This window comes from Paracoccus sp. L-17 (assembly GCF_056857655.1).
In genome coordinates this window covers 83,033-106,246 of record NZ_JBSXNM010000038.1, presented here as the reverse complement: position 1 = coordinate 106,246, position 23,214 = coordinate 83,033, and the positions used below count along the sequence as shown (strand labels likewise).

The 23,214-nt window shown below is 65.8% G+C and carries 22 protein-coding genes; 11 read left to right on the top strand and 11 right to left on the bottom strand.

Going from position 1 to position 23,214, the window contains the following annotated elements:
- Positions 1-638 precede the first annotated feature (638 nt).
- The 4 genes from AC13CR_RS09905 to AC13CR_RS09890 all read right to left on the bottom strand — a co-directional run bounded on the left by AC13CR_RS09905 (position 639) and on the right by AC13CR_RS09890 (position 3,814).
- Entirely contained in the window at positions 639-935 is a 297-nt protein-coding gene (locus AC13CR_RS09905; protein WP_482900461.1) for a hypothetical protein, read from the bottom strand.
- A 33-nt stretch (positions 936-968) separates the two neighbouring features.
- The gene (gene zapA, locus AC13CR_RS09900; RefSeq protein WP_335662073.1) at positions 969-1,331 is read right to left on the bottom strand and encodes a cell division protein ZapA; all 363 of its coding nucleotides are present in this window, start codon (positions 1,329-1,331) and stop codon (positions 969-971) included.
- Entirely contained in the window at positions 1,331-1,972 is a 642-nt protein-coding gene (locus AC13CR_RS09895) for a hypothetical protein (RefSeq protein ID WP_292953661.1), read from the bottom strand. Before AC13CR_RS09895 ends, zapA begins: the two co-directional genes overlap by 1 nt.
- Before the next feature lie 108 nt (positions 1,973-2,080).
- Positions 2,081-3,814 carry a BCCT family transporter gene (locus AC13CR_RS09890; protein ID WP_292953658.1) on the bottom strand — a complete coding sequence of 578 codons (1,734 nt, stop codon included), beginning with the start codon at positions 3,812-3,814 and terminating at the stop codon, positions 2,081-2,083.
- A 321-nt stretch (positions 3,815-4,135) separates the two neighbouring features.
- Here AC13CR_RS09890 and AC13CR_RS09885 point away from each other — a divergent pair, with 321 nt between their 5' ends.
- From AC13CR_RS09885 to hisH, 4 genes are read left to right on the top strand one after another with little or no spacing between them, the layout of a single operon-like run.
- Positions 4,136-4,840 carry a potassium channel family protein gene (locus tag AC13CR_RS09885; protein ID WP_348670935.1) on the top strand — a complete coding sequence of 235 codons (705 nt, stop codon included), beginning with the start codon at positions 4,136-4,138 and terminating at the stop codon, positions 4,838-4,840.
- 2 nt (positions 4,841-4,842) lie between these two features.
- Positions 4,843-6,189: a TrkH family potassium uptake protein gene (locus tag AC13CR_RS09880; protein ID WP_292953655.1), complete on the top strand. Its 1,347-nt coding sequence runs from the start codon at positions 4,843-4,845 to the stop codon at positions 6,187-6,189.
- A 45-nt stretch (positions 6,190-6,234) separates the two neighbouring features.
- Positions 6,235-6,822 carry an imidazoleglycerol-phosphate dehydratase HisB gene (gene hisB, locus AC13CR_RS09875; RefSeq protein ID WP_292953652.1) on the top strand — a complete coding sequence of 196 codons (588 nt, stop codon included), beginning with the start codon at positions 6,235-6,237 and terminating at the stop codon, positions 6,820-6,822.
- Entirely contained in the window at positions 6,822-7,451 is a 630-nt protein-coding gene (gene hisH, locus AC13CR_RS09870; RefSeq protein WP_292953649.1) for an imidazole glycerol phosphate synthase subunit HisH, read from the top strand. Before hisB ends, hisH begins: the two co-directional genes overlap by 1 nt.
- A gap of 93 nt (positions 7,452-7,544) precedes the next feature.
- Here the strand turns inward: hisH and AC13CR_RS09865 are convergent, their stop codons facing one another.
- The gene (locus AC13CR_RS09865; RefSeq protein ID WP_292953647.1) at positions 7,545-8,306 is read right to left on the bottom strand and encodes an HpcH/HpaI aldolase family protein; all 762 of its coding nucleotides are present in this window, start codon (positions 8,304-8,306) and stop codon (positions 7,545-7,547) included.
- Positions 8,307-8,435: 129 nt separating this feature from the next.
- Here AC13CR_RS09865 and ade point away from each other — a divergent pair, with 129 nt between their 5' ends.
- Positions 8,436-10,133 (top strand): adenine deaminase, encoded by a 1,698-nt coding sequence (gene ade / locus AC13CR_RS09860; RefSeq protein ID WP_292953644.1) that lies wholly within the window; start codon positions 8,436-8,438, stop codon positions 10,131-10,133.
- Positions 10,134-10,241: 108 nt separating this feature from the next.
- On the opposite strand, the gene AC13CR_RS09855 is transcribed toward ade, so the two are convergent.
- On the bottom strand, positions 10,242-11,648 hold the full coding sequence (locus tag AC13CR_RS09855) for a class II 3-deoxy-7-phosphoheptulonate synthase (RefSeq protein ID WP_293015305.1): 1,407 nt from the start codon (positions 11,646-11,648) through the stop codon (positions 10,242-10,244).
- 150 nt (positions 11,649-11,798) lie between these two features.
- Between AC13CR_RS09855 and AC13CR_RS09850 the strand changes: the two genes are divergently transcribed.
- Together AC13CR_RS09850 and AC13CR_RS09845 are read left to right on the top strand one after the other, a co-directional pair.
- On the top strand, positions 11,799-12,845 hold the full coding sequence (locus AC13CR_RS09850; RefSeq protein WP_292953639.1) for a GlxA family transcriptional regulator: 1,047 nt from the start codon (positions 11,799-11,801) through the stop codon (positions 12,843-12,845).
- Positions 12,846-12,945: 100 nt separating this feature from the next.
- A complete protein-coding gene (locus AC13CR_RS09845) occupies positions 12,946-14,088 on the top strand; it encodes a Hint domain-containing protein (protein WP_292953636.1) in 1,143 nt (380 codons plus the stop codon).
- 30 nt (positions 14,089-14,118) lie between these two features.
- On the opposite strand, the gene lpdA is transcribed toward AC13CR_RS09845, so the two are convergent.
- The 3 genes from lpdA to queA all read right to left on the bottom strand — a co-directional run bounded on the left by lpdA (position 14,119) and on the right by queA (position 18,009).
- Complete coding sequence (lpdA, locus tag AC13CR_RS09840; RefSeq protein ID WP_292953633.1) at positions 14,119-15,510, bottom strand: dihydrolipoyl dehydrogenase; 1,392 nt, start codon at positions 15,508-15,510, stop codon at positions 14,119-14,121.
- Between the two features lie 74 nt (positions 15,511-15,584).
- Entirely contained in the window at positions 15,585-16,856 is a 1,272-nt protein-coding gene (locus AC13CR_RS09835) for an MFS transporter (RefSeq protein ID WP_292953630.1), read from the bottom strand.
- A 106-nt stretch (positions 16,857-16,962) separates the two neighbouring features.
- Positions 16,963-18,009, bottom strand: a complete 1,047-nt coding sequence (gene queA / locus AC13CR_RS09830) for a tRNA preQ1(34) S-adenosylmethionine ribosyltransferase-isomerase QueA (RefSeq protein ID WP_446236567.1) — start codon at positions 18,007-18,009, stop codon at positions 16,963-16,965.
- Between the two features lie 139 nt (positions 18,010-18,148).
- On the opposite strand from queA, the gene AC13CR_RS09825 reads away from it, so the two are divergent.
- Together AC13CR_RS09825 and bfr are read left to right on the top strand one after the other, a co-directional pair.
- Positions 18,149-18,442, top strand: coding sequence for a (2Fe-2S)-binding protein (locus tag AC13CR_RS09825; protein ID WP_292953625.1), 294 nt, complete (start codon positions 18,149-18,151; stop codon positions 18,440-18,442).
- Positions 18,390-18,875: a bacterioferritin gene (bfr, locus tag AC13CR_RS09820; protein ID WP_292953622.1), complete on the top strand. Its 486-nt coding sequence runs from the start codon at positions 18,390-18,392 to the stop codon at positions 18,873-18,875. Before AC13CR_RS09825 ends, bfr begins: the two co-directional genes overlap by 53 nt.
- 156 nt (positions 18,876-19,031) lie before the next feature.
- Here bfr and AC13CR_RS09815 read toward each other — a convergent pair whose 3' ends face one another.
- Both AC13CR_RS09815 and AC13CR_RS09810 read right to left on the bottom strand, forming a co-directional pair.
- Positions 19,032-19,193 (bottom strand): small membrane protein YohP, encoded by a 162-nt coding sequence (locus AC13CR_RS09815; protein ID WP_446232462.1) that lies wholly within the window; start codon positions 19,191-19,193, stop codon positions 19,032-19,034.
- Positions 19,194-19,211: 18 nt separating this feature from the next.
- Positions 19,212-19,886 carry an HAD-IA family hydrolase gene (locus tag AC13CR_RS09810; RefSeq protein ID WP_292953616.1) on the bottom strand — a complete coding sequence of 225 codons (675 nt, stop codon included), beginning with the start codon at positions 19,884-19,886 and terminating at the stop codon, positions 19,212-19,214.
- Between the two features lie 122 nt (positions 19,887-20,008).
- Here AC13CR_RS09810 and glmU point away from each other — a divergent pair, with 122 nt between their 5' ends.
- Complete coding sequence (glmU, locus tag AC13CR_RS09805) at positions 20,009-21,352, top strand: bifunctional UDP-N-acetylglucosamine diphosphorylase/glucosamine-1-phosphate N-acetyltransferase GlmU (RefSeq protein WP_292953613.1); 1,344 nt, start codon at positions 20,009-20,011, stop codon at positions 21,350-21,352.
- Entirely contained in the window at positions 21,352-23,169 is a 1,818-nt protein-coding gene (glmS, locus tag AC13CR_RS09800; protein WP_482900460.1) for a glutamine--fructose-6-phosphate transaminase (isomerizing), read from the top strand. Before glmU ends, glmS begins: the two co-directional genes overlap by 1 nt.
- Positions 23,170-23,214 lie beyond the last annotated feature (45 nt).

Genomic DNA, 23,214 nt, shown 5'->3' with positions numbered 1-23,214 from the left:
TCTTCTCTGCCCGATTGCTTCGCGCCGAAGCGGGATCCGGCTACAGGCCGAAACAGGGTGTGATGTCCTCGTCCGATATATCGAACGCCTTGCTTGCCATTGCGGTTCTCTCGGCATGTCGTCGATCAGAGATGGACCCGGCGAAATCACCGCCAGACCGGACATCCGCCCCCCCCCGCCTTCCCACAACGACCGGTGAACTGTTTCAGCTTGGCGGCAAGGGGTGTTGTGCGGCTTGTTTGGCCGGCGATTGCCTTGCAGCCTGCTTTGCCTTCGCGCAAGCGCACCCCCTTCCTCACGGCAGAGGCGACTTGATCGAGACAGGCGCTCCGACCGGCGATTCCGTCCTGCCGGATAAAGAGGGGCCGATCGTCCTTTTCAGCGCGGGCGCAAGCGGCAGACCATACGGGGCGCGAGACGGCGCGTCCCATGACGCGCCTGAGTTCCGGGGACGATCGCTCCGGACGAATGTTTCACGAACGCTTCGATCCCGTGGGATGATGTCCGCCGCCGCTGCCGACATGTCACGATGCACGCGCTTTGCGGGACGAACGGAATGGCGCAGGCCGTGGCCTGAATCTCGGGTCAGGGTTCGGCCTGCCGACCGACAAGAGCGGTCCGCGCCTGTTCGCGCCGCCTCAGCAGACCAGATCGAATTGGGCCACCCCCGTGTCGCCAGGCAAACGGGTCCTGATGCTGTCTGCCAGCACGCGGCAGCCCGTGATCCGTTCCCCGGCCTCGGCCATCAGGGCGGGCACCCTGTCCCGCTGGGGGCGGGACAGGTATCCCATGCGGACGATTTCCACACGGTCGCCCTTGCGAAAGACGACGAAATCCAGTCCTTCCACCCTCACCGCCTGCCGCGTTCCGCCCATCATTCCGGGCGACGAGGTGGCGCAGGCCGACAGCAGTAGAAGCAAAAGCAAGCAGCGCATGACCGCTTGTCGCATCGCCGGGTTAACAAAGCGTTAAGACCCCTGCTGTTCCTCCAGCTTCTCGGCCAGCGATTCGGCGCGGGCGGCCAGCTCGGCCATGGCCTCTTTCAAATCCGAGGGGATCACCGGCACCTCGACACGGGCCGGGTTCGATTGCAGCCGGTTCAGATGGCGTTCGGCCTTTTCGGCGCGCTCCTCCATCACCGCGAAACGATCCGCCAACATCAGCCCGGCCAGCAGCAGCAGGCGCGGCTCGGGCATCCGGCCCGTCTGTTCCAGGATCTGCTGCGCCTCGGCATCGAGGATCGAGGCCGCACGTTGCAGCAGCCGCTCTTCGCCGTCCTGGGCGACCTGGCTGTATTCCTTGTGCCCGATGGTGAATGCGACCTCGGCCATTACCTGTTTCCCTCCTGAAAGCCATCGTCATCCGCGACCCCGCCATTCCCGGACCGTTCGTCGTGATCGCTGGGCAGGCCGTCTTTTCCGGTCTGCCGGGCTTCGGGCGCCTCGGGCACACCGGCTTCGTCCCCCGCGGCTTCCAGCGTCGGATCGACAATCTGTCCCGGTGCGGCGGGCACCTGATCCTCGGCCAGCAGGCGTTCCAGTTCGACCATGATATCGCCCATCTGCGACAATTCGGCCTCGCGCGCGGCGCGAAGGGATTCGATCTCGGCCTCCAGCGCGCGCCGAATCGCGGGATCTGCGTCACCCTGCCCGGCGGCGTCGATCAGCGCGCGGTTGGCAGCGGTCAGTTCCTCGTTCGCGGCGGCCAGGCGAGCCGCCTGCTGGCCGGCGCCGTCCAGCCGGGCCCGCGCCTCGGCCAATGCCGCCTCCAGCGGGCCGCCGCGATCGGCACGCAGAGCGGCCAGTTCCTGCGCCAGACGGTCGGCCTCGGCCTGCGCGGCGGCCAGCGCCTGGTCCTGATCGGACTGCGTGGCCGGGGATTGCGCGCCTCGGCCGGTGCCGGCTTCGAGGATCTGGTCGATGCGGTCCAGCGCGGCGCTGAGGCGGCGTTCGCTGACGGAAATTTCGCTCATCGGCGTCGGTCCTTCGGTGGCGTCAGCAACGGTTTTGGCACCGCGCGGACCATAAAACAAGAACGGGCGGGGAAAACCCCGCCCGCCACTGTGATTGACGCCGCCTGTTCAGGCAAGTTCTCGCCGTTCGGCAATCAGACCCTTCACGATCGACCAGCAGGCGATCAGCAGGATGATGGTGAAGGGAAGCCCGGTCGAGACGGCCATGGCCTGCAAGGCGGTCAGGCCGCCGCCCAGCAGCAGCGCGATCGCCACCAGACCCTCGAAGCTGCACCAGAAGATGCGCTGCGGGATCGGCGCGTTCACCTTGCCACCGGCCGCGATCGTGTCGATGACCAGGCTGCCCGAGTCCGACGAGGTCACGAAGAACACGATCACCAGGATGATGCCCACGAAGCTGGTGATCGAGGTCAGCGGCAATTGTCCCAGCATCTGGAACAGCTTCAGCTCCAGCGCCGCATCGGCGATACCCTCGAACCCGCCCACGGTCATGGTGATGGCGGTGCCGCCCAGGGCGGTCATCCACAGGATCGAGATGACCGAGGGCACGATCAGCACCGCGATCAGGAACTGACGCACCGTCCGGCCACGGCTGACGCGGGCGATGAACATGCCGACGAAGGGCGACCAGCTGATCCACCAGGCCCAGTAGAAAGCGGTCCAGCCCTGACGGAAGTTGTCGTCGCTGCGCCCGAACGGGTTCGACAGCGGCACCAGTTCCCGCGCATAGGCGCCCAGGTTGCCGAAAAAGCCGCGGAAGATCTCGATCGTGGGGCCGAAGAAGATGATGAACAGCAGCAGGACCAAGGCCAGCACCATGTTGATCTCGGACAGCCGCTTGACGCCCTTCTCGACACCCAGCACGACCGACATCGTCGCGATTCCGGTGATGCAGACGATCAGGATGATCTTGGTCGTGTTCGAGTTCGAGATACCGAACAGGAAGTTCAGGCCCGCCGTCGCCTGTTCCGCCCCGAAGCCCAGCGAGGTTGCCAGACCGAAGATCGTGGCAAAAACCGCCAGAACGTCGATGACATGTCCCGGCCATCCCCAGACACGTTCGCCCAGAAGCGGATAGAAGATCGACCGCATGGTCAGCGGCAGACCCTTGTTATAGGCGAACAGGGCCAGCGCAAGCGCCACGATCGCATAGATCGCCCAGGGATGCAGACCCCAGTGGAAGATGGTCGCGGCCATGCCCAGGCGCCGGGCCTCCATCTCGTTGCCCTGCGCGCCGCCCAGGGGCGCCCAGTCGGTGCGCACGCCGCCTTCCATCGTGACCCCGCCAAGCGCGGTCTGATAATGGCTGATCGGTTCGCTGACGCCATAGAACATCAGCCCGATCCCCATCCCGGCCGCGAACAGCATCGCGAACCAGCCCGACAGGCTGAAATCCGGCGTCGCGTCGGGTCCGCCAAGACGGATCGTCCCCAGCGGCGACAGGATCAGCCCCAGGCACAGCAGCACGAAGACATTGCCCGACAGCAGGAAGAACCAGTCGAGATTGCTGGTCAACCCGTCGCGCATCTGCAGGAACACGGGTTCGAGCTGAGTGGGAAACAGCATCGTCACCAGCGTGAACAGCACGATGGTGACGGCCGAGATCATGAAGACCGGGTTGTGAACATCGAAGGGAAAGGGTTTCTTGCCCTCGATATTGTGCTGGCCGATCTCGTAATCCGTCTGGATCACCTGGGTGGGGCCCTCGGGCGCGGGTATCGCCTCGATATCGGGTTCGGGATCGGGCTCGAAGCGGCCTTTCAGCGCCTCGCGTTCGCGGCGTTCGTCGCCGGGCCGGCCCTTGACGTTCTTCTGCCCCTTGGGCTGTGTCGAATCTGTCATGCGTCCCTTTCTCGTTATGATTGGATCGGGGCGGCGGATCAGCCGTGACTGGCGGAAATCCGCGCGTGGAACCGGGTTTCTGTCACATTCTCTTCAGAATGGCCACAAGGGGCGCGAAAGTGGCGGACAAATGCGACCCGGGCAACGCGGGTTGCGACATCGGCCGCTTTGTCCGCCGGCGCCAATGCGGAATCCGTCCGCGAAAACACGCGGCTCGGTCTGGGAACCGGATCGGGCTGGCCGGTCGCGCCCTTGCCAGGCGTGATCCCGGCGGGTGCAAGAAGCGGCTGCGGTGGCCCGGCTTGACCCCGGCCGTCCTGCATGAGCAGTATCGCCGCCGTCTCGACTCGGTCCTCCGGAGGGTCCATGGGCAAGCAGAATCGCAGCTTTGTCGTCGTCGGCCTCGGCTCCTTCGGCAGCGTGGTTGCATCCGAACTGGCGCGGTTCGGCAACCGCGTTCTGGGCGTGGACAAGAACCAGCGTCGGGTCGCGGCCCTGGCCGAGCAATTGTCGAATGCGGTGATCCTCGACGCCACCGACGAGGGCGCGCTGCGCGAGGCCGGGGTGGACCGCTACGACGTGGCGCTGGTCTCGATCGGCAACGATCTGGAAAGCAACGTGATCGCGGCGATGAACCTGCGCCTGATCGGCGTCGGCTCGGTCTGGGCCAAGGCCGAAAATCGCACCCACCATCGCATCCTGTCCAAGATCGGCGCCGACCGCGTGGTTCTGCCGGAACTGGAGATGGGCCGCCACACCGCACAGATGCTGAACAATCCGGCGGTGCAGGATTACGTCGCGCTTGGTAACGGCTTTTCGGTCGTGAACCTGATGCTTCCCGAGCGACTGAAGGGCAAGACACTGTCCGAACTGAACATCGGCGAGGGGATCACCGCGCTTGGGATGATGCGCGGAACCGAATATATCGACCTGCGCGGCAAGGCCGATCCGGTGCTGAACACGAATGACCGCCTGCTGCTGCTGGGCAAGCGCGTCGATCTGACCCGGTTCGGCGACCGGATTTGAGCGTGCGGACGCATCCGCTGGCCGCGTTCCGGGGCTGGTTGTCGCGCACGCCGCCGCCGGCCGTGCTGGCGGTCCTGTACCTGTCGCTGATCCTTGCCGGCGGGCTGGCGCTGATGCTGCCCTTCACGACCACGCGGGCGATCAGCTTTTCGGATGCGATCTTCACCTCGACCTCGGCGGTGACGGTGACGGGTCTTTCGGTGATCGACACCGAACTCGATCTGACCTTCTGGGGGCAGGTGGTCGTTGCGGTGCTGATCCAGCTTGGCGGGCTGGGGCTGATGACCTTCGCCGTGCTGGTCTGGTCCGCGCTTGGCCTGCCGCTGCGCATCACGCACCACACCTATCTGCGCGAGGATCTGAACCAGACCTCCTATGTCCGCCTGACGCAACTGGTCTTTACCATCTTCCGCGTGGCGCTGATGGCCGAGATCGCGGGCGCGATGCTGCTGTCGCTCAGCTTCATGCCCCGCGAGGGGCTTGGTCCCGGCCTGTGGGACGCGGTCTTCCATTCCGTCTCGGCCTTCAACAATGCCGGTTTCTCGACCTTTTCCGAGGGCCTGGTCCGCTATGCGACCGATCCGCTGGTCAACATCGTCATCCCCGGCCTCTTCATTCTGGGCGGGATCGGCTATGTGGTCGTGTCGGATGTCTGGAACCGGCGCTTCTGGTATGGCTGGACCCTGCATACGCGGCTGATGCTGGTGGGAACGGCGGCGCTGATCGTGATCGGGGTGGGGCTGACGGCGATCCTGGAATGGAACAATCCGCTGACGCTGGCGCAATATGACGGCCCGGTCGCGCGGATGACGGTGGCCTGGTTCCAGGGCGTGACGCCCCGCACGGCCGGCTTCAACACCGTCGATATCGGTGGGCTGCACGATTCGACCTCGTTGCTCTACATGGCGCTGATGATCATCGGCGCCGGCCCGACCTCGACCGGGGGCGGGCTGAAGGTCACGACCATCGTGGTGATGTTGCTGGCGACCCTGGCCTTCTTCCGCCGCCGGACCGAGATCTGGGCCTTCGGGCGGTCCATCGGGCTTGACGAGGTGCTGAAGGTGATGGCGCTGATCGCCATCGCCTCGGTGCTGATCTTCACGGCGGTGTTTCTGATGATGGCCAGCCACGACGGCTATTTTCTCGACATCAGCTTCGAGGTCGCCTCGGCCTTCGGCACCACCGGCCTGTCGCGCGGCTACACTTCGGAACTGAACCCCTTCGGCCGGATCATCATCATCACGGTGATGTTCCTGGGCCGGGTCGGGCCACTGACACTGGGCTTTTTCCTGGCGACGCGCACGACGCCCCGCGTGCGCTATCCCGAAGGACAGGTCCATCTTGGCTGATCCGCCGCGCCGCCCTATAAGGCCCGCGTCGTGAAAGGAAATTCCATGCGCAAGGCGACCATCACCCGCAACACTGCCGAGACCCGGATCGAGGTGGCGATCGACCTGGACGGCACCGGAACCTATGACAACCGGACCGGCGTGGGTTTTTTCGATCACATGCTGGACCAGTTGTCGCGCCATTCCCTGATCGACATGACGATCCGGGCGACGGGCGATCTGCATGTCGACGACCACCACACGATCGAGGATACCGGCATCGCCATCGGTCAGGCGCTGACCAAGGCTCTGGGCGACAAGACCGGCATCCGCCGCTACGGCAACTTCCTCCTGGCGATGGATGATGCGCTGGTCCGCGCCGCGCTGGATTTGTCGGGGCGGCCCTATCTGGTCTGGAACGTCGATTTCCCGTCGGCAAGGATCGGCGGCTTCGATACCGAACTGGTGCGCGAATTCTTCCAGGCGCTGGCCACCCATGGCGGAATCAGCCTGAATCTCGCGCGCCTGGACGGGATCAATTCCCATCACATCGCCGAGGCCGCCTTCAAGGCGGTCGCCCGCGCGCTGCGCGAGGCGGTCGAACCCGACCCGCGCATGTCCGGCGCCCTGCCCTCGACCAAGGGTGCGCTGTGATGCGTGTGGCGCTGATCGATTACGACAGCGGCAACCTGCATTCGGCCGAAAAGGCGTTCCAGAAGATGGGCCGGAGCGTCGGGGCCGAGATCGTTGTGACGTCCGATCCGGGTATCGCGGCACGCGCCGACCGGATCGTGCTGCCGGGCGACGGCGCCTTTCCCGCCTGCCGCGCGGCCCTGGGTGAGGTCGATGGAATGGCCGAGGCCCTGCGCGAGGCGGTCTTGAATCGCGGCGTGCCTTTCATCGGCATCTGCGTCGGAATGCAGATGCTGGCGACGACGGGATACGAATACCGCCCGACGGCCGGGCTGGACTGGATCGGCGGCGAAGTGGCGCGGATCGACGCGCCGGGCCTCAAGGTGCCGCATATGGGTTGGAACGATCTGGTCATCGACCGCCCCCATCCTGTCCTGGAAGGTATCGGCACGGGCGATCATGCCTATTTCGTCCATTCCTGGCAGTTCCGGGTAGCGGATCGGGCGCATCTGCTGGCCCATGTCGATTACGGCGGCGCGGTCACGGCGGTGGTGGGCCGCGACAACATCGTCGGCACACAGTTTCATCCCGAAAAATCGCAAGGCGTCGGTCTGCGCCTGATCGCGAATTTCCTGCGCTGGACCCCCTGACAATGACGGGGGCGGGACAGGAAGATCCTGCCCCGGTCGCTGCCGCTGGGCGGGGCGCGCGCGTCCCGCGCGCCGGCGGCGCAAAACCGCGCCCTATCCCCGCGCTTCGGCCAGCGCGGCGCCGAGCGCGCGCGTGAACAGCCCGGTATCGGTGGCCAGCGAGGCAAAATCGAATCCCTGTCCCAGCATCGCGCGCACCATCGCGCCATCGCCGCAATGCACGCCGGCCAGCAATCCCGCCTGCCGCGCCGCCGCCAGAACATCGCCGATTGCCTGCAGCACCTCGACCGCCTCGGGGTTCAGCGTGGGGGCGTAGCCCAGCGACAAGCCCAGATCGGCGGGGCCGACATAGACCCCGCTGAGCCCCTCGACCGCCATGATCTCGTGGCGGTTTCGCAGCGCCTCGCGCGTCTCGATCATGGCAAAGACCTGCACCAGATCGGCCGAGCGGGCGACGTAGTCGACATGCAGGGCGCCGGCCCGCACCGGCCCGTAGCTGCGCGCGCCCAGCGGCGCATAGCGCGCGGCCCGGACCAGCGCGCGCGCCTCGTCGGCGCTGTTGATCATCGGGCAGATGATTCCGTCGGCCCCGGCATCCAGCGCCTTCATCGCGATGCCGGGTTCGTTCCACGGGATGCGCACGAATTTCGGCGCCGGGCTGGCAGACATCGCCTGCAACATCGCCAGCATGTCGGCATAGCCGACCAGCCCGTGTTGCATGTCGATGGTCAGCAGATCATAGCCCGCATGCGCATGGATTTCGGTCGTGACCGGCGACGGGATGCCGCACCAGCCGTTGATTGCCTTGCCGCCGGCCCTGAAATGGTCGCGGAAAGTCCCTGCCGTCAAAGTCATTCGTGGCCTCCTCATCCGCCGGAGTGAAGGCAAACACAGGCTGGCCCGCGCGGCAAGTGGCCCCGGCTCTGGACCTTGGCCGGGCGATGGGGTTCTGTGGCCGCCTGCAAGGACGCGACGGAGGACGGCATGGACGGGTTGGAACAGCGGATCGCACAGGCGCGCGGGGATGAACCGGCCGATCTGGTCCTGCGCGGCGGGCAGGTCTTCGATCTGGTCACCGGCAGCATGATCGACGGCGACGTGGCGATCTGCGGCGAAACGATCGTGGGCATCGGTGCGCGATACGAGGCGCGCGCGGTGATCGACGTGACCGGGCTGACGCTGGTTCCGGGCTTCATCGACACCCATCTGCATGTCGAATCCAGCCTTGTCACGCCGTTCGAGTTCGACCGCTGCGTGACACCGCGCGGCATCACCACCGCGATCTGCGACCCGCACGAGATCGCCAACGTGATCGGCCTGGACGGTATCCGCTATTTTCAGCAGGCCAGCCTGCATCTGCTGATGGATCTGCGGGTGCAACTGTCCTCCTGCGTGCCGTCGACCGAGATGGAGACCTCGGGCGCGCGGATCGAGGCCGCCGACCTGGCACCGCTGATGGGACATCCCTCGGGGATCGGGCTGGCCGAGTTCATGAATTATCCCGGCGTGATCCACCGCGACCCTGCCGCGATGGACAAGCTGCGCCTGTTCGCGGGCGGCCATGTCGACGGCCATTGCCCGCAGCTTTCGGGCCGCGATCTGAACGCCTATATCGCCGCCGGCATCCGCACGGAACACGAGGCGACAACCGCCGGGGAGGCGCTGGAAAAGCTGCGCAAGGGGATGCGCGTGCTGATCCGCGAGGGTTCGGTCAGCAAGGATCTGGAAGCCCTGCAGCCGGTCCTGACCGAGACGACCAGCGCCTATCTGTGCCTGTGCACCGACGATCGCAACCCGCTGGATATCGGCGAGCATGGTCACCTGGACTACATGATCCGGCGGCTGATCCAGATGGGCACGTCGCCGCTGGCCGCCTATCGCGCGGCCTCGCTGTCGGCGGCCGAAGCCTTCGGGCTGAAGGATCGCGGGCTGATCGCGCCGGGGCGGCGGGCCGATATCGTGGCGCTGGATTCGCTGGAAGGTTGTCACGCGGCGCTGGTCCTGTGTGGCGGCCGGGTCGTGGACGATGCGGCATTTGCCGCACGTGGCGACGTGCCGCCCGTCGGCCGAAACTCGGTCAAGGCCCCGAAGGTCGAGGCTCGTGATTTCCGGTCCAGCGGCAACCGGGCCGAAACCGACGTGATCGGAATCATCGAAGGCAAGATCATCACCCGCCATCTGCACGATGAGATCGCACCGAAGGATGGCGACAAGCGGCCCGACCCCGCGCGCGATCTGATCCGGATCGCGGTGATCGAGCGGCATGGCAGGAACGGCAACATTGCCACCGGCTTCGTCAGGGGCTTCGGCATGGCGCGCGGGGCCATCGCCTCGACCGTCTGCCACGATCACCACAATATCGCGGTCGTCGGCGCGGATTATGCCGACATGGCGCTGGCGGCAAACCGGCTGTCGCAGATCGAGGGCGGTCTGGTGGTTGCGGCCGAGGGCGAGGTTCTGGCCGAATTGCCGCTGCCGGTCGCCGGGCTGATGAGCCTTCAGCCCTTCGAGACGGTGCGCGACCGGCTGGCCCGATTGCGGAAGGCGGCGAAATCGCTGGGTGTGACGCTGGAAGAGCCGTTCCTGCAACTGGCCTTTCTGGCCCTGCCGGTGATCCCGGCACTGAAGATCACCGATCGCGGCATGGTCGATGTGGAAAGGTTCGAGATCATCTCGGGCTAGGCCTGCCTTCGCTCCGCCCGAAAGGCGGATGGACAGACATCGCCACGGTCCGGAACGACGACAGCCGCCGGGCGTGCGGCGACTGTCCTCCGGGCGCGGGGGCCGTTTTCAGCCTGCCTTCACGTCCTTCCCGGGCGCGGCCGTCTCGCGCCGGTTGCGCAGTTCCTCGGCCACCAGAAATGCCAGTTCCAGCGACTGGCTGGCATTCAGGCGTGGATCGCAGGCGGTGTGATAACGGTCCGACAGATCCTCGTCGGTGACGGCGCGGACACCGCCGGTGCATTCGGTCACGTCCTTGCCGGTCATCTCGAAATGCACGCCGCCGGGGATCGTGCCCTCGGCCTTGTGAATGCCGAAGAATTCGCGCACCTCGCGCAGGATCGAATCGAAGGCCCGGGTCTTGTAGCCCGACGAGGACTTGATGACGTTGCCGTGCATCGGGTCGCAGGACCAGAGGACATTGGCGCCTTCTTCCTGCACCGTCCTGATCAGGCGCGGCAGATGATCGCCGACCTTGCCGGCGCCGAAGCGTGCGATCAGGGTCAACCGGCCGGCCTCGTTGTCGGGGTTCAGCTTTTCCATCAGCACCTTCAGATCGTCGGGCGTGGTCGTCGGGCCGCATTTCAGGCCGATCGGGTTCTGAACGCCGCGACAGAATTCCACATGCGCGCCATCGGGCTGCCGCGTGCGGTCGCCGATCCAGATCATGTGGCCCGAACCGGCGACCGGCAGTCCGGTCGTCGTGTCGATCCGGGCCAGCGCCTCTTCGTATTCCAGCAGCAGACCCTCGTGGCTGGTATAGAAATCGACCTTGGACAATTGATGCGCCGTGTCGGAATTGACACCCGCCGCCTGCATGAAGGCCATGGCGTCCCGGATGCGATCGGCGATGTCGCGGTATTTCGCGGCCTCGGGGCCGCCGACGAAATCGGCGATCCAGCTTTGGACCCGGTGCATGTCGGCATAGCCGCCGGTCGAGAAGGCGCGCAGCAGGTTCAGCGACGCCGCCGCCTGCGTATAGGCGGCCAGCATCCGCTGCGGGTCGGGAATCCGCGCCTCGGGGGTAAAGTCGAAGCCGTTGACGATGTCGCCGCGATAGCTGGGCAGTTCGACCCCGTTCGCGGTCTCGGTCGGCGCGCTGCGCGGCTTGGCGAATTGCCCGGCCATGCGGCCGACCTTGACGACCGGCAATTGCGCGCCCCAGGTCAGCACGACGGCCATCTGCAGCAGAACCTTGAAGGTGTCGCGGATGTTGTCGGCGCTGAATTCGGCGAAGCTTTCCGCGCAATCGCCGCCCTGCAACAGAAAGGCGCGGCCCGCTGCGACCTCGGCCAGTTGCTCGCGCAGGCGCCGCGCCTCGCCCGCAAAGACCAGCGGCGGATATCGGCGCAACTGCGCCTCGACCATCTGCAACGCGGCGGCATCGGTGTAGTCCGGCATCTGGACGCGCGGATAGGCACGCCAGCCGGCCTTGTCCCAGTTCCGGGCGGCGGTCTTGCGGGTCTCCTGCGTCATGGCGCGCACTCCTTGAAAAAATGGTCGGGCCGGTATAGGGCCGAACCGCGTCAAGGGAAAGGGTGGCGAAGCCTTGCGGACGCGGCAACCGCCCCTTGCGGCGGCGCGAAATCCCTGCTGATGTGCCTCATCGACAACAAAGCCAGTCCGATGTCCGCCGACAAGCCACGCCGTTTCACCTTCCTGCTGCTCGACCGTTTCACGATGCTGCCTTTCGCCGCCGCGATCGAACCCTTGCGGCTGGCGAATCGGGCCGCCGGAAAAACGCTGTTCGAATGGCGCCTGATCGGGCCCGGAGGGGATGTCGCCGTCTGCTCCAACGGGGCCCGCGTGGAACTGGATGGCGGGCTGGACGCCGAGATCGCCTTCGGGCGCGACGACGTGGTGATCCTGTGCGGCGGCATCGGGATCGCGCGCGTGGCGACGAAACCGGTGCTGAACTGGCTGCGCAAGCAGGCCCGCAGCGGCGCCGGGATCGGCGCGGTCTGCACCGGCGCCTGGGTTCTGGCCGAGGCCGGTCTGCTGGACGGCCGCAAGGCCACGATCCACTGGGAAAACCACGACGGTCTGGCCGAGGCTTTCCCCGAGGTCGATCTCTACCGTTCGGTTTTCGTGCATGATGGCAACCGGCTGACGGCGGCGGGCGGCACCTCGTCCATCGACCTGATGCTGCATCTGATTGCGGAATGGCATGGCGACGCGCTGGCGGCCGAGGTGGCCGACCAGATGCTGCACACCGCGATCCGCACCGATCAGGACCGTCAGCGCCTGTCGATCCCGACGCGGATCGGCGTTCGCCATCCCCGACTGGCCGCCGTGATCGCGCGGATGGAGGGCAATCTGGAAGATCCGATCAGTCCGGCCACCCTGGCCCGCGATGCCGGCATGTCCACTCGGCAGCTGGAACGCCTGTTTCGCCGTTATCTGAACCGCAGTCCCAAGCGGTATTACATGGAGACGCGGCTGGCCCGCGCCCGGAACCTGCTGATGCAGACCGAGATGTCGATCATCGAAGTGGCGCTGGCTTCGGGCTTTTCCAGCCCGTCGCATTTCTCCAAATGCTACCGCGCGCAATATGGCAGCACCCCCTATCGCGAACGCGGCACCGGAGCGGCGCCGAACGGCGGCGAGAATGCACCGACCGTGCATGGATCGGGCCGGCCCGGAACCGACCGGCCTTTGTCACGATCGCGTTAACCCTTCTTTAACCATCTGCCGGTAAACCGCGAAAAAGCGCGGGCCGATCACCCGCGGCCGGAACGTCCGGGAACAGGACAGGCACGGTGGCGGGGGGCGGATGGCGGAACTGAGCGAATACAAGATCACGATGGTGACGCTGGACTCGCCGCCGCCCATCGGCAGCAGCACCAACACGGTGTTCGAGCCCTGGTACAGGCAAAACTCGTTCACGATGTCGGGGGCGCGTGTCAGCACTGTCGCCGTTCTCGACGATGATCCCAATTTCGAGGTGCCGCGCTATTCGACCGACCTGGAACAATTTCTCGTCTCCGATACCGCGTTCGGTCCCGACCTTGTCGCCGCAGGCAACCGGCTGTCGGTGTTTCGCGGCTCGATCATCAAGGATGCAGACGGCAACCGCTTCCTGGCCAACTTTCCCTTCATCAATGGAACGCGGGGAAGTTTCGGCAACATGGTCGGGGGCCGCAAGGCCATCCTGATCACGCCCCTGCCGGTGACCGATGCCAGCACGGGGAAGACGACATTTCCCAAATTCGATGTCAATGCGACCTTCTCCTATGTCTCGGAGAAGGGGTTCGGCAACGGATATGCCAGCGTCGCCTACGCCCCCCAGGCGGCAATCTGCTTTACCGCCGGAACGATGATCGAGACGATGTTCGGCGCGCAGGCGATCGAAACGCTGTCGGCCGGCGACATGGTGCTGACGCGCGACAACGGCTTTCGGGTCTTGCGCTGGATCGGATCGACGCTGCTGGGCCGCGACCGCCTGGATCTGCAACCCCATCTGCGGCCGATCCTGATCCGCGCGGATGCGCTGGCGCCCGGCTTTCCCTCGCGCGATCTGCGGGTGTCGCCGCAGCATCGGGTTCTGGTGCGATCGGTCATCGCCCGGCGCATGTTCGGCGAGGACGAAATCCTGGTGGCCGCCAAACACCTTCTGGGCCTGCCGGGGATCGAGATCGTCAATCCCGCGCTTGGTGTCAGCTATCATCACATGCTGTTCGACGATCACGAGGTGGTCCGGTCCAACGGCGCCTGGACCGAAAGCCTCTATACCGGCCCCGAGGCGCTGAAAGCCGTCAGCGGCGCGGCGCGGCGCGAAATCCTCGCCCTGTTTCCGCATCTGTCCGATCCGGGTTTCCGATCCACCGGCGCGCGACGCCTGCTGAACGGCCGCGAAGGCCGCAAGTTGGCACAGCGGCACGTCAAGAACAGCCGGCAATTGGTGAACGAAGCCTGAATCCCCAAGGGATTTGTGTCGTGACGCCGTTCAGAAATGGATCGCCCGGCCATAGGCGTCCAGCACCGATTCATGCATCATCTCTGACAGCGTCGGGTGCGGGAAAATGGATTCCATCAGTTCGGCCTCGGTCGTCTCAAGCTGGCGCCCGACGATATAGCCCTGGATCAGTTCCGTGACTTCGGCGCCGATCATGTGCGCGCCCAGAAGCTCGCCGGTCTTGGCGTCGAAGACGGTCTTGACAAAACCCTCGGCCTCGCCCAGGGCGATCGCCTTGCCGTTGCCGATGAAGGGGAACTTGCCCACCTTGACCTCATAGCCCTGTTCCTTGGCCCTGGCCTCGGTCAGCCCGACGGATGCGACCTGCGGCTGGCAATAGGTGCAGCCGGCGACCGAGTTCGGCTTGATCGGGTGCGGATGGCCGCCCGCGACCAGTTCGGCGACCATGACGCCTTCGTGGCTGGCCTTGTGCGCCAGCCAGGGCGCCCCCGCCACATCGCCGATGGCAAACAGGCCATCGACGCCCGTGCGGCAATATTCGTCGGTCACGATATGGCTGCGATCGACCTTGACGCCGGCCTCTTCCAGGCCCAGCCCCTCGACATTGCCGACAATGCCGACGGCGGAAATCACCGTGTCGAAATCGATCGTCTTGGTCTTGCCGTCCTTCTCGATATGGGCGGTGACCTTGTCCTTGGCCCTGTCCAGTTTCGTGACCGTCGCCTTTTCCATGATGGTCATGCCCTGCTTTTCGAAGGCTTTCCTGGCAAAGGCGGAGACCTCGGAATCCTCGACCGGCAAAACGCGGTCCATCACCTCGACCACGGTGGTATCAGCCCCCAGCGTGTTGAAGAAGCTGGCAAATTCGATGCCGATGGCGCCCGATCCGATAACCAGCAGCTTTTTCGGCATATGCGGCGGCTTCAATGCGTGCTTGTAGTTCCAGACCAGCTTGCCATCCGGTTCCAGCCCCGGCAATTCGCGGGCCCGCGCGCCGGTCGCGATGATGATCGACCGGGCCGTGACCTCTTCGCTGCCCTTGTCGGTCTTGACCGTCACCTTGCCTTTGCCGGCCAGCCTGGCCTCGCCCATGATGGTTGTGACCTTGTTCTTCTTGAACAGATGCCCGATACCGCCCGACAATTGCTTGGCCACCCCGCGCGAACGATCGACGACCTTGTTCAGGTCATAGCCGATCCCTTCGGCGCTGAGACCGAAATCCTTGGCGCGTTCCATCAGGTGAAAGACCTCGGCGCTGCGCAACAGGGCCTTGGTCGGGATGCAGCCCCAGTTCAGGCAGATGCCGCCCAGATGCTCGCGTTCGATACAGGCCACCTTCAGCCCCAGTTGCGCGCCCCGGATCGCCGCGACATAGCCGCCAGGCCCCGCACCGATCACCACCATGTCGAAATTCTGGGCCATTGGTTCCCCCCGCTCGGTCAAGATGGTTCAGCGTTAAACCAATCCCCCGGCAGCGGCAAGCATCGGCCCCGATCTCAGGCGGCGGGGGGCGGCGCGTCCTGCGCGTCGGCCTGGCCGGAGGATTGCGCATCGTCCAGGGCCGCCCCCACCACAAGCTGCGTGTTGCCGGGGGTGATGACGGCGTAGTTGCCCTGTTCGTCCGGGGTCAGCGCCCGGCGCCGGGTCATCCGCCACCCCGCATAGATCGCCAGCGCCAGCATCAGCACGCCCATATAGGCCCAGAACCCCGACGGTCCCATCTGCGCCATCATCCAGCCGGTGATCAGCGGGCCGCCAAAGGATCCGACGCCATAGATGAACAGCAGCCCCGCCGATGCCGCGGCCATGTCCGACTGATCGAGATAGTCGTTGGTATAGGCCAGCAGAACCGCGTAGATCGGGTTCGCCACGCCGCCCATGATCGCCCCCGCGACCACCAGCCCCAGCGTACCGGGCTGCACCACCACCACGACCAGCGTCGTCAGCGCGCCCACGGCCGACAGGATCAGCACCAGCCGGCGCCGGTCCCAGCGGTCCGACACCCAGCCAAGCGGATATTGCAGCACCAGCCCGCCCGAATAGATCGCCGCCACGAACAGCGATATCTGTGCGACCGACAGCCCGATCGATGCGCCCCAGACCGACGACATCCCCGCAAGCGCCGAGAAGACCCCGCCCATCAGGAACACGCCCACGCAGCCCAACGGCGAGGCATCGTAGAGCCGGGCAAAGGACATGCGCTTGATCGTCTCGAAGTTGGGGGCGGGCCGGGCAGTCAGCAGGATCGGCGTGAAGGCCAGCGAAACCAGGACAGACGGGATGATGAACAGCAGGTATCCCGCCGGATCGCCGATATTCAGCAGCCCCTGCGCGATCACGATCCCCAGAAGCTGGGTGATCATGTAGGCCGCCAGCGCCTGTCCCCGGTTCTCGTTGGTCGAACTTGCGTTCAGCCAGCTTTCGGCGGTGATATAAACCCCGCAGAAGCAGAACCCCACCATGACCCGCAGAAGCGTCCAGACGATCCAGTCCGGCTGGATCGAATACAGCACCACCGCTGCCGAGATCAGCGATCCGAGGGCCGCGAAGACACGGACATGGCCGACATTCTTGATCACGCCGGGCACGACCAGGCTGCCCAGCAGGAAGCCGCCGAAATAGCCGGACATGACAACGGACATCTGGAAGGTGGGAATCCCCTCGATGCCGCCACGGATCCCCAGAAGCGTGCCCTGCATCCCGTTGCCGATCATCAGAAGAAGCATCCCCAGAAGCAGGGGCCAGGTGCTGCGCATCACCGAAGTCATGTCTCGTCTCGTTTCGTCAGGGTGTCGCCAGGGGTCCGGAAGACCCGTTTCATCAGATCGCCCGCCCTAATCCCGCGTGCCCGGCGATGCCAGCCGGAAAGCGACGTCAGGGAATCAGGAGCGACGCATCGCCGTAGCTGAAGAAACGATACCGCTGCGATACCGCATGTGTATAGATTTGCTTGATCTTTTCGGGCCCCATCAGGGCGGAAACCAGCATCAGCAGGGTCGATTTGGGCAGGTGAAAATTGGTCATCAGCCCATCTGTCACCTGGAAGTGATAACCGGGATAGATGAAGATGTCGGTCATGCCCTCGAACGGGGCGATCCGGCCGTCTCCGGCGGCGGCCGTTTCGATCAGTCGCAGCGCCGTGGTGCCGACGGCGATGACGCGCCGGCCCCCGGACCTGGCGCGGTTGATTGCCGCCGCCGCGTCCGGCGTGACCTCGCCCCATTCGGCGTGCATCCGGTGCGTCGTCACGTCCTCGACCTTGACGGGCAGAAAGGTGCCCGCGCCGACATGCAACGTGACGTGGACGAATTCCACGCCGCGGGCGTCCAGGGCGGCCAGCAGCGCCTCATCGAAATGCAGGCTGGCCGTGGGCGCGGCGACGGCACCCCGCCGCGCGGCCCAGACCGTCTGGTAATCCTGCCGGTCCTGGCTGTCGGGTGCGCGCAGGCTGGCGATATAGGGCGGCAGCGGCATCGCGCCGACCTGCGCCAGCGCAGCGTCGAATGCCTCGCCCGTGGCATCGAACCGCAACCGCAATTCGCCCTGCCCGATCGCCGCGACCTCGGCCGAAAGCTGTGGTCCGAAACGGATCACCTCGCCCTCGCGCAACTTGCGCAGCGGTTTGGCCAGCGCGCGCCAGCCATCGGCGGCCGGTTCCAGCAGCGTGATCTCGATCCTGGCGCTGACGGCCCCCTGCGCCGAATCGCGTTCGCGGCTGCCGGTCAGGCGCGCGGGGATGACCCTGGTGTCGTTCAGCACCAGCAGGTCGCCGGGTCGCAGGATCGCGGGCAGATCGCTGACAACACGATCCGCGATGATCCCGTCCTCGGCCAGCAACAGTCGCGCCGCGCTGCGCGGGCGGGCCGGCCGCGTAGCGATCAGCCCCTCGGGCAGTTCGAAATCGAAATCGGACAGTTTCATGGCCGGGCTTCTGCGCCTGACGGGGCCGCGGGTCAAGCATCGCGCGCAGGCCGCTCGCCATGCCGTGATGAGCGGGCGAAAAAGGCGGGCTTTACATGCCCGACAAATTCACTAGGTTTCGCTCATCCAGGAGTTTTCCATGATCGTCTGCCATTGCACCCAGATCACCGATCATCAGATTCGCGCCGCCATCGACTGGATGCGTGCCGCCGATCCGCAAACGATCATCACCCCGGGCAAGGTCTATCACGCACTGGGCCAGCGCCCCGATTGCGGCGGCTGCATGAAGCTGTTTCTGGACACCATGCGCCGCTGCGATAGTCTGGGCGTCGCCCCGCCGATCCTGCGGGTGAACACGGACAAGAAGGAGGATTCCGGTCATGAAGGGCGACGCCAAGGTCATCGAGTATCTCAACGCCGCACTCCGGTCTGAACTGACGGCCGTCAGCCAGTATTGGCTGCATTACCGGCTGCAAGAAGATTGGGGTTATGGACGGATCGCGGACAAGTCGCGGGCCGAATCGATCGAGGAAATGCATCATGCCGACCGGCTGGTCCAGCGGATCATCTTTCTCGAAGGCCATCCGAACCTGCAAAAGCTGGATCCGCTGCGGATCGGGCAGAACCTGAAGGAAACGATGGAAAGCGACCTCGCCGCCGAACATGACGCGCGGACCCTGTATATCGAGGCCCGTGATCATTGCGAGAAGGTCGGCGATTACGTCAGCAAGGTCCTGTTCGAGGAACTGATCGCCGACGAGGAAGGCCATATCGACTATCTGGAAACCCAGATCGAACTGCACGACACCATTGGCGCGCAGAATTTCGGCCAATTGAACGCCAAGCCCGCCGACGAGGCCGAATAGGCGGACGTCGCCCCGCCATCCCCCTGATGGCAGCGGAAGGATGGCGGGACGCGCGCCTTGGTCTGGCCTTCGTGCCTCGGTTCCGGCCGAGGACCGTTATGAACTGATTCCGGTTAAGATTCCGTTAACGCCGCCCGGAAGGGGCGGCGCTTCCCATCAGAACAACAGCTTCAGGATACCGATGACCACGGCAAGTCCGATCAGAAAGATGAGAAGGACGACGCCCCCGGCGAATTTGAACATGACAAGCTCCTTGACGTATCCAGGCTTTAACCGGATCAGGTCGCGAATGTTCCCCGCCACGGTGTTTTCCGGCATGGATGCGGCGACGGCGCCTCAGGCCAGCCACTCGCGGGCAAGATCGGGCAGGTCGTCGAAATGGGCCAGCAGCGCCTCGGGCGCGAGGCGGCCGATCGCCTCGCCTTCCGGGCCGAAGGCCACCAGCGCCACCCGGACCCCGGCGGCCGAGGCCGTCCTGCGATCCGTTTCGGTATCTCCGACCAGAAAGGATGCGCTGACCGACCCGCCCGCCGCCTCGACCGCGGCACGATAGGGGCGCGGATCGGGCTTGCGGACCGGCATCGTATCCGCCCCGACCAGGCTCGCGAACAGGTCGCGGATGCCCATCTCGCGCAGCAGGATTTCGGCCAGGCCTTCGGGCTTGTTGGTGCAGACCGACAGGCTGAATCCGTCGCCCGCCAGCCGCTCCAGCGCCGCGCCGACGCCGGGGTAAAGCCGCGTATGCACGGCGATGTTCTGGCCGTAATGATCCAGCAGGCGGGGATAATCCTCGTCCTCGGCGGAGGGCGGCAGCAGGGTGTCGGCACCGATCCGACCGTATCCGGCACGCAGCATCGCACGACCGCCGTGAAAGGCGATCAGCGCGTCAGCCACCGGGTCCAGCAGATCGCCCAGGCCACGCGCGTTGAAACAGGCATTGGCCGAGGCGATCAGATCGCCCGAGGTATCGGCCAGCGTGCCGTCCAGATCGAAGACCACCGTTCCGCCCATCCTGCCCTCTCGTAACGATCCGTAAACAAAGGTGAACGCCGCGTGCCCCCGGGGGACTTTCCAGCGCGCCCCGCCACGTCTAGAACGCCGGACAAGGAAAATGAACCGGCGAAGGGGCAGGCATGACGGATATTCCCGTATCGGTGGTGGTTCTGGCGGCGGGACAGGGCAGCCGAATGCAGTCGGACCTGCCCAAGGTGCTGCATCGGCTGGCCGGGGTGCCGCTGATCGCTCATGCACTGACCGCGGCCCGCGGGCTGGACCCCGAACAGGTCATCGTGGTCGCCGGCCACGGCGCGCAGGCCGTGGAACAGGCGGTTGGCCAGCTTGACCCCGAGGCGCGGCTGGTGCGCCAGGACCGTCAGCTTGGCACCGGCCACGCCGTGCGGCAGGCCCTGCCCGAACTGGAGGGATTCGAGGGCAAGGTGGTCGTTCTCTACGGCGACACGCCCTTCATCGGGCAGGATACGCTGGCCGCGTTGGCAGGCCACCCCGCCGATGTCGTCGTGCTGGGATTCGAGGCCGAGGATCCGGGCCGTTATGGACGACTGGTCGTCGGCAGCACGGGTCTGGACAGGATCGTCGAATACAAGGACGCGGACGACGCTACGCGGCAGATTGCCCTGTGCAATTCCGGCGTGATGGCGCTGGATGCGGGCCTGTTGCGGCAGCTGATCGTGCGGCTGTCTGACAACAACGCGGCGGGGGAATATTATCTCACCGACCTGGTGGCCCTGGCCCGGGCCGAGGGCCGGCGCACGGATGTCGTCACCTGCGATGAGGCGCAGACATTGGGCATCAACACGCGCGCCGAGCTGGCCGCCGCCGAAACCGCGTTCCAGGCCCGAGCCCGGGCCGAGGCGCTGGCGGGCGGCGTGACCCTGTTCGATCCGGGCAGCGTCTGGTTCGCGCTGGACACCTGCATCGGCCGTGACGCGGTGATCGGCCAGAATGTCGTCTTCGGGCCCGGCGTCACCATCGAATCCGGCGCCGAAATCCTGCCCTTCTGCCATCTGGAAGGCTGCCACATCTCCTCAGGCGCGACGGTCGGCCCCTTCGCCCGCCTGCGTCCAGGCGCGGAACTGGGCGGCGACGTGCATGTCGGCAACTTCGTCGAGATCAAGAATTCGGTTCTGGACGAGGGCGTGAAGGTCGGTCACCTGACCTATCTGGGCGATGCGCATGTGGGCGAGCGCGCGAATATCGGCGCGGGCACCGTCACCTGCAACTATGATGGCGTCGGCAAGCACCGGACCCGGATCGGGCCGCGCGCCTTCATCGGATCGGACACGATGCTGGTCGCGCCGGTGCGGGTCGGCGCGGATGCGCTGACCGGATCGGGCTCGGTGATCACGCAGGACGTGCCGGACGGGGCGCTGGCTCTGGCGCGCGCGCGGCAGGTCAACAAGCCCGGCCTCGCGACCCGGCTCATGGCGGCTTTGCGCTTGGCAAAAGGCAATAAATAATGTGTGGAATCATTGGCATACTTGGAAAACATGAAGTTTCACCGCAACTGGTCGATGCGTTGCGCCGACTGGAATATCGCGGTTACGACAGCGCCGGCGTCGCGACGGTCGACGATGCGGGCAGGCTGGATCGCCGCCGCGCGGTGGGCAAGCTGGTGAATTTGTCGGACCGGCTGGTTCTTGATCCGCTTCGCGGCCATGCCGGGATCGGGCATACCCGCTGGGCCACCCATGGCGCCGCCACCGAGACGAATGCCCATCCCCATCGGCATGGCCGCGTGGCCGTGGTTCATAACGGCATCATCGAAAATTTCCGCGACCTGCGCGAGGAACTGGCCACGAACGGCCTCAGGCCCGAAAGCCAAACCGATACCGAGACGGTGGCCCTGCTGACCGGCCATCATCTGGATCGGGGCCTGTCACCGCTGGAGGCCGCGCGCGCCACCCTGTCCCGCCTGCACGGCGCCTTCGCGCTGGCCTTCCTGTTCGAGGGCGAGGGCGATCTGATGATCGCGGCACGCCGGGGCAGCCCGCTGGCCATCGGCCATGGCACGGGCGAGATGTTTCTGGGTTCGGATGCGGTGGCCCTGTCGCCCTTTACCGACCGCATCACCTATCTGGAGGATGGCGACCACGCCGTCCTGACCCGCGCGGGCGTGCAGGTCTATGAGGCCGGGGGGCGTCCGGTCGGCCGCGGCGAAAGCCGGATCGACGTCGGCGCGACGGCGATCGACAAGGGCGGCTACCGGCATTTCATGGCCAAGGAAATCGCTCAGCAGCCGGTGGTGATCGGCGACGTGCTGAACCATTACGTCAAGGACAACCGGATCGTGCTTCCCGAGGGGCTGGATTTCACGGGCGTGGACCGCATCGCGCTGGTCGGTTGCGGCACCGCGCATCTGGCGGGCCATGTCGCGAAATACTGGTTCGAGCGGCTGGCGGGCCTGCCCTGCGATATCGACGTGGCCTCGGAATTCCGCTATCGCGAGCCGCCGCTGTCGGACAAGAGCTGGTTCATCGCCATCAGCCAGTCGGGCGAGACGGCGGACACGCTGGCTGCCCTGCATTATGCCAAGGACCGGGTGGCCCGAACCGTCGGTCTGGTGAATGTGGGCACCTCGGCCATTGCGCGCGACAGCGACGTGGCGCTGCCGACGCTGGCGGGGATCGAGGTCAGCGTGGCGTCCTCCAAGGCGTTCACCTGCCAGTTGACGGTGCTGGCGATCCTGGCGCTGAAGGCGGCCCGTGATCGCGGCCGGATCGACGATGTGCAGCTTGCGGGCCATCTGGCCGATCTGCGCGCCGTGCCGGGCCTGTTGCAGCAGGCGCAGAACCTGTCCGATGATTGCCGGGCGCTGTCGGAATGGCTGGGTCAGGCGCAGGACGTGCTGTATCTGGGGCGCGGGGCGCTGTATCCGGTGGCGCTGGAAGGTGCGCTGAAGCTGAAGGAACTCAGCTACATTCACGCCGAAGGCTATGCCTCGGGGGAATTGAAGCACGGCCCTATCGCGCTGATCGACCGCGATCTGCCGGTAATCGTTCTGGCCCCCCATGATGCGCTGTTCGACAAGACCGTCTCGAACATGCAGGAGGTGATGGCCCGGCACGGGCAGATTCTGCTGGTCTCGGACCAGGCCGGGATCGCGGCGGGGGGCGAGGGTGTGCACGCCACGCTGCGCCTGCCCTCGGGTGGCGGGGCGTTCCAGCCGATCCTCTATGCGATCCCGATGCAATATCTGGCCTATCACACGGCGGTGGCGAAAGGCACGGATGTGGATCAGCCGCGCAATCTGGCGAAATCCGTCACGGTCGAGTGATGCCCGCGCGGCGTGACGCCGCGCCCCTTCCGCGCTAGGATCGGA